The organism is Arthrobacter crystallopoietes BAB-32 (assembly GCF_000328305.2).
Classification (GTDB): Bacteria; Actinomycetota; Actinomycetes; order Actinomycetales; family Micrococcaceae; genus Crystallibacter; species Crystallibacter crystallopoietes_A.
In genome coordinates, this window is sequence record NZ_ANPE02000190.1 from 1 (window position 1) to 10,262 (window position 10,262).

The 10,262-nt window shown below is 68.9% G+C and carries 10 protein-coding genes; 8 read left to right on the plus strand and 2 right to left on the minus strand.

Annotation, left to right across the window (positions count from 1 at the left end):
- The coding region (locus tag D477_RS15265; RefSeq protein WP_043847229.1) for an SGNH/GDSL hydrolase family protein at positions 1 to 821 on the minus strand (821 nt) is incomplete at its 3' end.
- Between the two features lie 170 nt (positions 822 to 991).
- Between D477_RS15265 and D477_RS15270 the strand changes: the two genes are divergently transcribed.
- Together D477_RS15270 and D477_RS15275 are read left to right on the plus strand one after the other, a co-directional pair.
- Positions 992 to 2,056, plus strand: coding sequence for an alpha/beta hydrolase (locus tag D477_RS15270; RefSeq protein ID WP_005271312.1), 1,065 nt, complete (start codon positions 992 to 994; stop codon positions 2,054 to 2,056).
- 37 nt (positions 2,057 to 2,093) lie between these two features.
- On the plus strand, positions 2,094 to 2,744 hold the full coding sequence (locus D477_RS15275; protein WP_005271314.1) for an alpha/beta hydrolase: 651 nt from the start codon (positions 2,094 to 2,096) through the stop codon (positions 2,742 to 2,744).
- Positions 2,745 to 2,750: 6 nt separating this feature from the next.
- Here D477_RS15275 and D477_RS15280 read toward each other — a convergent pair whose 3' ends face one another.
- Positions 2,751 to 2,978, minus strand: coding sequence for an RNA-binding S4 domain-containing protein (locus D477_RS15280; RefSeq protein ID WP_005271316.1), 228 nt, complete (start codon positions 2,976 to 2,978; stop codon positions 2,751 to 2,753).
- Between the two features lie 25 nt (positions 2,979 to 3,003).
- Between D477_RS15280 and D477_RS15285 the strand changes: the two genes are divergently transcribed.
- From D477_RS15285 to dusB, 6 genes are all read left to right on the plus strand, one after another.
- On the plus strand, positions 3,004 to 3,984 hold the full coding sequence (locus D477_RS15285; RefSeq protein ID WP_005271318.1) for a DMT family transporter: 981 nt from the start codon (positions 3,004 to 3,006) through the stop codon (positions 3,982 to 3,984).
- Positions 3,981 to 5,132: a hypothetical protein gene (locus D477_RS15290; RefSeq protein ID WP_005271320.1), complete on the plus strand. Its 1,152-nt coding sequence runs from the start codon at positions 3,981 to 3,983 to the stop codon at positions 5,130 to 5,132. Before D477_RS15285 ends, D477_RS15290 begins: the two co-directional genes overlap by 4 nt.
- A gap of 201 nt (positions 5,133 to 5,333) precedes the next feature.
- Positions 5,334 to 6,722, plus strand: a complete 1,389-nt coding sequence (locus D477_RS15295; protein ID WP_005271322.1) for a glycine--tRNA ligase — start codon at positions 5,334 to 5,336, stop codon at positions 6,720 to 6,722.
- Positions 6,723 to 6,776: 54 nt separating this feature from the next.
- Positions 6,777 to 7,688 carry a GNAT family N-acetyltransferase gene (locus tag D477_RS15300; RefSeq protein ID WP_005271325.1) on the plus strand — a complete coding sequence of 304 codons (912 nt, stop codon included), beginning with the start codon at positions 6,777 to 6,779 and terminating at the stop codon, positions 7,686 to 7,688.
- A 2-nt stretch (positions 7,689 to 7,690) separates the two neighbouring features.
- On the plus strand, positions 7,691 to 9,148 hold the full coding sequence (locus D477_RS15305) for a YibE/F family protein (protein WP_005271328.1): 1,458 nt from the start codon (positions 7,691 to 7,693) through the stop codon (positions 9,146 to 9,148).
- Between the two features lie 68 nt (positions 9,149 to 9,216).
- On the plus strand, positions 9,217 to 10,262 hold a 1,046-nt coding region (gene dusB / locus D477_RS15310; protein WP_005271331.1), incomplete at its 3' end, for a tRNA dihydrouridine synthase DusB.

Genomic DNA, 10,262 nt, shown 5'->3' on the forward strand with positions numbered 1-10,262 from the left:
GGCGGCATGCCCGGACCGAAGATGGGGCCGGCGGTGGGGCGCTTGGCGCTGATGCCGTCGCCGGACGACCGGTGGCGCAGCCGGCGCAGGACCCACGGAACCAGATGCTGGCGCGCCCACACCAGATCCTCCGCCCGGGCCGTCCGCCAGTTCTTCGGAGGCAGCGGCTTCGGTATTTCGGGATGCAGCCTGTGCTCCACATTCAGCGCGTCCAGCACCATGGCGGCCACGGTGTGGTGGCCCAGCGGCGAGAAGTGCAGCCGGTCCTCGGCCCACATCCGCGGATCCTTCAGCTGCCGCAGCGCCCACATGTCGGCGATGATGGCGTCGTGCCTGGCCGCGACGGTCCGGAGGTTCTCGTTGTAGATGGCGGCCCTGCCGCGGGCGCTGCCAATGACGGGGGTATCGCCAATGTCGGGCGCGGTGAACAGGACAATCGTTGCACCGGAGACAGCCAGCTTGGCAATCGCGACATCGATCTTCTCCGCCAGGGCATCGGGATCGCTGGTGGGCCGGATCACGTCGTTGCCGCCGGCGCAGAAGGAAATCAGGTCGGGGTTCAGGGCCAGCGCCGGGTCCAGCTGTTCGTCGATGATCTGCTGCAGCAGGCGGCCGCGGATAGCGAGGTTGGCGTAGGCGAAGTCCTCGTGGCCGCGGCTGAGTTCCTCGGCCACCCGGTCGGCCCAGCCGCGGTAACCGCCCGGGCTGTCCGGATCGGGGTCGCCGATTCCTTCCGTGAAGGAATCGCCGAGGGCCACGAACCGGCTCCAGGGATGGCTCGGGGCAGTCTCCGCCGACGCGTCGGCTTCGGAACGGCTCAGGTTACTCACAGGTATATCCTGCTACTCCGCCCGCAGGTCCGCCACCGGCCACGCCCTTGAAAACCTGAATCTCCTTTCAGGAAACACTGGCGGATCCCGCTGCGCCACAGCTAGGGTGAGTGCCTGGAGGCCAACGACGGCCGGGCCCGGACGATCAACTGGAGGAACCGATGACCCTGCTGGACGGCATTTCTTCGCGGCGCATCGCCACCGCCCGCCTCAACGTCAACCTGCTGGAACGGCTGGGCGATCGTCCCGACGGCATCCCCGTGGTCCTGGTGCACGGCAACATCTCCTCCGCGCTGTTCTGGCAGGAGCTGATGCTCCGGCTGCAGGCCGGCTATCGCCCGATCGCCGTGGACCTGCGGGGGTTTGGGGACACCGATCCGGAACCGGTGGATGCGACCCGGGGCCTGGCCGACTTCAGCGACGACCTTGCGGCCACCCTTGACGCGCTGGAGCTGCCGGCGGCCCACCTCGTTGGCTGGAGCATGGGCGGAGGAGTGGTACTGCAGTACGCCCTGGACCGCCCCGTGCTGTCGCTGACGCTGCAGGCTCCGGTCTCACCGTATGGCTTCGGCGGGACGGCCGGACCAGACGGCCGCCGCCTGACCGACGATGACGCCGGTTGCGGTGGCGGGGGAGTCAACCCGGACTTCGTCGCCCGGCTCAAGGCCGGCGACCGCACCGCGGAGGCCCCGACGTCGCCGTTGAACGTCTACCGGGCGGCCTACGTGCATGCCGGCTACAGCTCGCCGCTGGAGGACCTCTGGCTGGAGTCGATGCTCAGCACCCGGACCGGGGAGGACCACTATCCGGGTGACGCGATGCCGTCCGGCAACTGGCCGGGCTTCGCTGCCGGCAAGCGCGGGATCGCCAATGCCATGGCGCCGGGGCACTTCAATGTCAGCGCCATCGTCGATCTGCCCGTGAAACCGGATGTCCTCTGGGTCCGGGGCGATGCCGACGCGATCGTTTCGGATGCGTCCTTCTTCGACACCAACCAGCTCGGCAAGGCGGGCGTTATTGCCGGCTGGCCGGGGGAGGAGGCAGCGCCGCCGCAGCCCATGGTCGCCCAGACCCGGGCCGTGCTCGAGGAATATGCGGCGCGCGGCGGCACATCCCGCGAAGTCGTCCTGCCGAACTGCGGGCATTCGCCGCACCTGGAGTATCCCGCGGAGTTCCTCGCCGAGCTTACCGCGCACATTGAGGCAGCGTCCGACGACGGCAACTAACTTGAACTTTCAAGTACCGTCGTGGGATGATGGCGAAATGACCGAAACTACTTACAAGCCCGTTGTCGCCTGGTCCAAGCCGGAAAGCGAGCGCGCCGGCACGCCGCTGCTGGTCCTCTTCCACGGTTACCTCTCCAACGAACAGGACCTGATGGGCCTGGTGCCCGGCCTCCCGGAGGAGTTCACGGTCGCAGCCGTCCGCGCGCCCGTAGCCCTCGGGCCCGGATTCACCTGGTTCCCGCTGATGCACGAGCCGGACTTCTCGGTGGACAAGGTCACCAAGGCGGCCGCGGACCTGTGGGGCTGGCTGGACACGGTCAAGGACCAGCACTCGAGCGTCTCGGTGCTCGGCTTCTCCATGGGCATGGCCGTCGCCACCTCCGTAATGCGCCACCGTCCTGACGAGATTGCCGCCGTCGTGGGCCTGTCCGGTTTTGTCATCCCCGCCGACGGCGACCCCTTCTTCAACGACGAACAGGTCAAGGCGCTCAAGCCGGCGGTTTTCTGGGGCCGGGACCAGGCGGACCAGGTCATCACGCCGGACAAGATCGAATACAGCCACGGCTGGCTGAACGAATACGTGGACCTGACCAAGGTGCTCTACGCCGGCATCGGCCACGGCATCAACGCGCAGGAACTGGCGCACGTCAAGGAGTTCCTCACCTACAAGGTGCTTAAGGCCAAGTAGCCCAGCTCAGCGGCGGGTGACGCGGACGGTCTGTCCGCCGAAGCTCACGGTGTCCCCGGCGTGGAGCTGCCGGCCGCGGCGGGTTTCGGTTTCGCCGTTGACCTGGACCTGCGAATTCTCGATGAACTCCTTGGCCTGCAGGCCGTCCTCGGCGAGGTTCGCCAGCTTCATCAGCTGGCCGAGGCGGATCATGTCGTCGCGGATGGGGACGTCTTCAATGTCATCTGGGGCCATGGTTCCACCATTGTAGGGTAGGGCTGTGCCCCACAGCCCCAAGATGCCGCTTGCCCTCGGCCTGCCCCTGGCTTTGCTGGCCGGGCTGTCCATGCCGGTGCAGGGACGGATCAATGGTGCGCTCGGGGCAAGGCTCGACGACGGAGTGGCCGCCGCCGTCGTTAGTTTTGGCACCGGTCTGGTGCTGATGGTCCTGGTCTGCCTGCTGGTGCCCAGCGGCCGCGCCGGACTGCGCCGCGTGCTGCCGGCCGTCCGGGCGAAGAAGTTCCCCTGGTGGTTCCTGCTGGCCGGCGTGAGCGGCGCCTTCCTGGTCATGAGCCAGGGCATCACGGTCTCGCTGATCGGCATCGCGCTCTTCACCGTCGCGGTGGTGACCGGCCAGTCGATCAGCGGACTGCTCGTGGACCGGCTGGGCTTCGGTCCCGCCGGCCGGAAGCGGGTCTCGCCCCTCCGCGCACTGAGCGCCGTGCTGACCGTGGCCGCGGTGGCCTGGGCGGTCTCGCCCAAGTTCTCGGCCGGCGGGGACGCGGCCGCCTGGCTGGTCCCGGTGCTGCTGCCGCTGGCGGCCGGTTTCCTGCAGAGCTTCCAGCAGGCCTTCAACGGCACCCAGTCCATGCACTACGGCTCGCCGCTGCCGGCAACGCTGGTCAACTTCATCGTCGGCACCGTGCTGCTCTGCATCGCCTGGCTGGCGAAGGTGGCGCTGGCAGGACCGGCCAATCCGCTGCCAGCCGAGTGGTGGTACTACCTTGGCGGCCCGATCGGCTGCGCCTTTATCGCCTTCGCCGCCGTGCTGGTCCGTTCGCTCGGCGTGCTGCTCACCGGGCTGGGCATGATCGCCGGCCAGGTGCTTGGCTCGCTGCTGCTCGACCTGTTCCTCCCGGCGCCCGGCACGGTGATTACGACGGCGACCGTCCTGGGCACGCTGCTGACCCTGGCTGCCGTGGTCCTGGCCACCCTGCCCTGGCCGCGCAGCTCGTTCGCCATGCTGGGCCGGCGCAGATGAGCGAACCGGCAGGGGAGTTCGACCGGCTGCGGCCGCATCTGGTGAACCTCAGCAACGGCCGCCTCGGTCCGGGCGGACTGGCATCCACCACGCCTGCGGACGTGGATGCGATCTTCGCCACGCACCTGCCGCGCTTCATGCACGGCCGGCCCGGACCGGTCCAGGTGCTGTTCTGGGCGCACGGAGGACTGGTGGACGAACGCACCGGGCTGGCGGCGGCGGCCCGGCAGGTGCCCTGGTGGCTGGCCAACGGCGTCTATCCGGTCTATTTCGTGTGGGAGACCGGGCTCCTGCAGGTGCTGGCGGAACGGATCCGCCGCGGTGCCCAGCGATTCGGGCTGTTCCCGGCGCTGAGTCTCATGCGGGCGCGGAGCGTGACCGCCGTTCCAGCGCGGCCCACGCTGCTGCCTCGGATGCTGCCCTGGGCGCAGCCGGAGCTGGAAGAAACGGTGGACAGGTTCGTCGAGTGGCTGGCGCGCCGTGCCGGCGGTCCGGCCGTCTGGGCCGATATCAAGGCCAACGCGGCCCGGGCGGTGGATGAGGCCGACGGCGCCGGGGACGAAGGCGGCGCGCACTACGTGGCGCGCCGGCTGGCCCGGTTCAGCCACACCCATGCCGGATCCGTGCAGCTGCATGCGGTCGGGCACAGTGCCGGCGCGGTGTTCCAGACCGGCTTCCTGAAGGCGGCCTTCGAGGAAGGCGTCGCGGCCTTCGAGTCGCTGGCCCTGCTTGATCCGTCCGTGACCGTCGATGGGTTCAAGCGCGGCGTGCTGCCGCTGCTCGGCAACAGGATCCGGACCCTGTCCCAGTTCGGCCTGGGCCGGCAGCGGGCCCTCGACGATGTGTGCGAAGCCTTCGGCGTGACGTTCTACAACAAGTCGTTGCTGTACCTGATCCACCACGTGCTCGAGGAGGAACCGGACACGCCCCTGGTCGGGCTCCAGGAGAACGTGGCCGCCGATCCGGAGCTGGCCGCGCTGTTCGCTGCCGGCCAGGTGGCCGAGGCGGTCTGGTCGCCGCAGCTGGGCGGACCGGCCGACAGCCGCAGCGACGCGCGCGAACATGCGGGGATCGACAGCGACCGGCTGACCATGGAGAGCCTGGCCCGGCGGATCACCGGCCGCGAGGACATCGTCGGCTTCCCCTGAACCGGTACGGCCGTCACACGGACCGCCCGGGCCGGGCACTTGCCCGCCACTTCGGTAGGCTAACCTTGTAGCTTCGCTACGCACCCATGCCAGCGCCTGGCCCTTCCCGCCGCCCGCAGCGGTTCCGGCGGAAACGGTCCGGCGCTTTGATACGCCACGGACCGCACCCAGCGGCCCTCGCAGAGACTGGAGAACCACCTGATGGCAGCTGCCAAATCCAAGCTTGATCCGATCATCTCGCTGGCCAAGCGCCGCGGCTTCGTCTTCCAAGCCGGCGAGATCTACGGTGGATCCCGCTCGGCCTGGGACTACGGACCGCTGGGCGTGGAGCTCAAGGAGAACATCAAGCGCCAGTGGTGGCAGTCCGTCGTGCGCGGCCGCGAAGACGTGGTCGGCCTGGACTCCTCCGTCATCCTGCCCCGCCAGGTCTGGGAAGCCTCCGGCCACGTCGAGGTCTTCTCCGATCCGCTGGTGGAGTGCCTGAGCTGCCACAAGCGCTACCGCGCCGACCACCTCGAGGAAGAGTACGAGGAGAAGAAGGGCCGCCCGGCCGAGAACGGCCTGAAGGACATCGCCTGCGCCAACTGCGGCACCAAGGGCGAATGGACCGAACCGCAGGAATTCTCCGGCCTGCTCAAGACCTTCCTGGGACCGGTGGCCAGCGAGGAAGGGCTGCACTACCTGCGGCCGGAGACGGCGCAGGGCATCTTCGTGAACTTCAACAACGTGCTGACCACGTCCCGGAAGAAGCCGCCGTTCGGCATCGGCCAGATCGGCAAGAGCTTCCGCAACGAAATCACCCCCGGCAACTTCATCTTCCGCACCCGCGAGTTCGAGCAGATGGAGATGGAGTTCTTCGTCGAGCCCGGCACGGACGAAGAGTGGCACAAGTACTGGATCGAGACCCGGATGAAGTGGTACACGGACCTGGGCATCAACCCGGACAACCTGCGCCTCTTTGAACACCCGCTGGACAAGCTCAGCCACTACTCCAAGGGCACCACGGACATCGAATACCGCTTCGGCTTCCAGGGCTCCGAGTGGGGCGAACTGGAAGGCATCGCCAACCGCACGGACTTCGACCTGAGCACCCACACGAAGCACTCCGGCACGGATCTGAGCTACTTTAACCAGGCTACCGACGAGCGCTACACCCCGTACGTGATCGAGCCGGCGGCCGGGCTGACCCGCTCCTTCATGGCCTTCCTCGTGGACGCCTACGCCGAGGACGAGGCACCGAACACCAAAGGCGGCGTGGACAAGCGCACCGTCCTGAAGCTGGATCCGCGGCTGGCTCCGGTCAAGGCCGCCGTCCTGCCGCTCAGCCGCAACGAGAACCTCTCGCCCAAGGCCAAGGAACTCGGCACCCAGCTGCGCCGGAACTGGAACATCGAGTTCGACGACGCCGGCGCGATCGGCCGCCGCTACCGCCGCCAGGACGAAATCGGCACGCCGTTCTGCATCACGGTGGACTTCGACACGCTCGACGACCAGGCGGTGACCATCCGCGAACGCGACACAATGGCCCAGGAACGCGTCAGCCTGGACAAGGTGGAAAGCTACCTGGCCGCACGGCTCGTCGGCGCTTAAGACGCAGAGCGAAGGCGGAGAGACGGCGGAGCGGCGCAATATCCAAGGAGCAACATGGCTGAGCTGAACTACAGGCAATGGCACGACGGCGACGACCTCGCCCTGCTGGAAATCTGGGGCGACCCGGAAACCCGCCAAGCGGAGCACTTCCGGGGCGTGCTGCGGCCCTCCTCGGACAGCCCCTGGTCCCGCTGCATTGTGGCGGAGGACCAGGGCGTCGCCGTCGCCGCCGGTGTGGTGTACGAGACGAGCCTGCACCCGGAGCGGCTGTGGGCCTACGTCGAGGTCGCCAAGGACCACCGCCGCACCGGGGTGGGGACCAGGCTCCTGGGCATGCTGCGCAACGAAGCCGGCCAATCGCCGTCGGGCGTTACCAAGCTGCGTGCCAAAGTAGAGCCGGAAAGCACCGGTGCCGGATTCGCCGGCGCCGCCGGACTGAGGCCGATCCAGACCTCGCGGGTCGTCGTGGTCCAACCGGGCGCGCTGCCGCTGCCGGACCTCAGCGCCGAAGGCGGCCCGCAACTGGAGGAAGCAGCCACCGGTTCGGTGGAACTAACGACGGCGGTCACGGACTTCTACAACTCCGTGCACGTCTGGGACCGGGCGGACATGACCCTGGGCCGGGCCCAGCAGATGCTGCTCAGCGACGCGGCCGGCGCCTCCGGCGCGGTGGTGCTGCGCAGCGCGCCCAAGGACCAGGGCGGGACCATCAGCGCCTTCGCCGTCAGCTACACGCAGCAGCGCACCGATGCCCCCGCAGACGTCCTGCTCGGCTACGACACCGCGCTGGAACCGGCCGAAGCCGAGCAGGCCGTGCGCAGCCTGCTGGCCATGCTGGTCCACCAGTATCCGGTGCAGGTGGAAGTCGATGACTCGATGACCGCCGTCGCCGCCGTGCTGGAACCGCTGCTGGCGGCCGGCACCGCGGTGCAGTCCGGACCGGCAACCTCGATCGTCAGCGACTGAGCGTGGGACACGGCCACGCCCACACCGCAAACACCGCCCCGGACGCCGCCACGCTGGCGGCCCGGCGCAAGGCGAACTGGCTGCTGGCCGCGATCCTGCTGCCGGTCACCGTCCTGACCCTGATCGGGATGATCGCGCTCTGGCCCTCGGGCGACCGCTCCGGGGTCACGGTGGTGGACCCGTACGCCACCGCGCCCGGCGTCTCGTTCGAAACCGGCACCGTCCAGCGCGTTGCCATCGAAACCTGCCCCTCCTCCCAATCGGCGATCGAGGCCGGCGGCGAGGGCCAGGAATGCATGGTCGCCTACACGCAGCCGGAGGCCGGGGGAGGGCTGCAGCCGGTGGAAATCACGCCGGAGATCGCCAAGTCCCGCGGCGTCGAAGCCGGCGACAAGATCCGCTACCTGAACCTCAGCGAAGTCATGCCCGACCAGCCGGGCACGCTGATCTTCGTCGACTTCGTGCGCAGCGTGCCGATGGTGCTGCTGGCGATCCTCTACGCCGTCGTCGTGGTGGCGGTGGCGCGCTGGCGGGGCTTCCGCGCGATCCTCGGCCTGGTCGGCGGCTTCATCGTGATGGGTCAGTTCATCCTGCCCGGCCTGGTCGAAGGCAAGCCGCCACTGCTGCTCGGGCTGATCGGTTCCATCGTGATCATGATCGGGGTCCTGTACTTCGCGCACGGCTTCTCGGCGCGCACGTCCACGGCGCTGCTTGGCACGCTCTTCGGCCTCGGCGTCACGGCGGTGATGGCCGCCTGGGCGACCGACGCGGCGTACCTGACCGGCGTCGGGGACGAGGACACCTACCAGCTGGTCAACATGTCCGGCGCCATCTCGCTGTCCGGCATCATCCTGTGCGGCCTGATCATCTCCGGCCTGGGTGTGCTCAACGACGTCACCATCACCCAATCGTCGGCCGTGTGGGAGATGTACGAGCTGGCCCCGCACGCCTCTACCCGGCGGCTGTTCGCCGGTGCGATGCGGGTCGGGCGGGACCACATCGCCTCCACCGTCTACACCATCGCGTTCGCCTACGCCGGGGCGGCCCTGCCGGTGCTCATCCTGGTCTCGCTGTACCAGCGCCCGCTGATGGACACGATGACCAGCGGCGTCCTGGCCGAGGAGATCGTGCGCACCCTGGTGGGCTCCATCGGGCTGGTCCTGGCCATTCCGGCGACCACCCTTATCGCCGTCCTGGTGGTCAAGGCCACCGGCATCCGCCGGCCCGAGGAAGTTACCGTGGGCGTGCCCGGGGGCGAGGCGCTGGCCGTCGCGGGCGCGGACCCTTCCCGCGCGGCGCACTTCGTGGATTCGGAGCACGACGGCGGTGCCCGGCTTGCGGGGGACGGGAACGACGGCGGTGCCCGGGTTCCGGTGCCGGACACCGGGTCCGTGCCGCAGCCGGAGCCAGCCGAACAGCCCCTGACCCGCCGGGCGAGGCGCCGGGCCGAATCCGGCTGACCGCGCCCCCAAGCCGCTTCGTCCACAGGCCGGCACGCGGATTTGCCCGGATTTGAGAGAATGGTCGGGTGACTGTTATCGCTGCACCTGCTTCCACCACCCGGCTGGAACTGCCTCCGCTCAAGCTCGGGCCGCTGACCATCGACACCCCGGTGGTCCTGGCGCCCATGGCAGGCATCACCAACAAGGCGTTCCGCCGGCTCTGCCGCGAGTACGGCGGCGGCCTCTACGTGTCCGAAATGGTCACCTCCCGGGCGCTCGTGGAACGCAACCGCGAGTCCATGCGCATCATCTCGCACGACGAGGATGAAAAGGTCCGCTCCGTCCAGCTCTACGGGGTGGACCCGAAGACCGTCGGCGCCGCCGTTCGCATGCTCGTCGAGGAGGACCGGGCCGACCACATCGACCTCAACTTCGGCTGCCCGGTGCCCAAGGTCACCCGGCGCGGCGGCGGATCGGCGCTGCCCTGGAAGATCGACCTGTTCACGGCCATCATCCAGGCTGCCACCCGCGAAGCCGCGCGCGGCGGCATCCCGCTGACCATTAAGATGCGCAAGGGCATCGACGAGGACCACCTGACCTATATCGATGCCGGCAGGATCGCCCGGGATGCCGGTGTCGCCGCGGTTGCACTGCACGGCCGCACCACCAGCCAGTTCTACTCCGGCCAGGCGGACTGGGACTCCATCGCCCGGCTCCGCGAGGCCCTTCCGGATATCCCGGTGCTTGGCAACGGGGACATCTGGAGCGCTGAGGACGCCGTGCGGATGGTGCAGCAGACCGGGGTCGACGGCATCGTCGTCGGCCGCGGCTGCCAGGGCCGCCCGTGGCTCTTCGGTGACCTGCAGGCCGCCTTCGAAGGCACCGACCGGCGCTTCCGGCCCGGACTGAAGGAAGTCGCGGACAGTTTCTACCGGCACGCCGAACTGCTGGTCGAATACTTCGAGGATGAAGGCAAGGCGCTGCGCGATATCCGCAAGCACGTCGCCTGGTACTTCAAGGGCTACCAGGTCGGCGGCGAACTGCGGGCAGCCCTGGCGGCCGTGCCGACCTTGGCGGTGCTGCGCGAGCTGCTGGACCAGCTGGACCCGGAAGCGCCCTACCCGGGCGCCGA

Bases quoted from the DNA above. Each gene is read 5' to 3' on its own strand.
- D477_RS15290 (WP_005271320.1), top strand. From the start codon at position 3,981: ATGAGCGAACCGGCAGGGGAGTTCGACCGGCTGCGGCCGCATCTGGTG.
- D477_RS15295 (WP_005271322.1), top strand. From the start codon at position 5,334: ATGGCAGCTGCCAAATCCAAGCTTGATCCGATCATCTCGCTGGCCAAG.
- D477_RS15275 (WP_005271314.1), top strand. From the start codon at position 2,094: ATGACCGAAACTACTTACAAGCCCGTTGTCGCCTGGTCCAAGCCGGAA.
- D477_RS15270 (WP_005271312.1), top strand. From the start codon at position 992: ATGACCCTGCTGGACGGCATTTCTTCGCGGCGCATCGCCACCGCCCGC.
- D477_RS15300 (WP_005271325.1), top strand. From the start codon at position 6,777: ATGGCTGAGCTGAACTACAGGCAATGGCACGACGGCGACGACCTCGCC.
- D477_RS15280 (WP_005271316.1), bottom strand. From the start codon at position 2,978: ATGGCCCCAGATGACATTGAAGACGTCCCCATCCGCGACGACATGATC.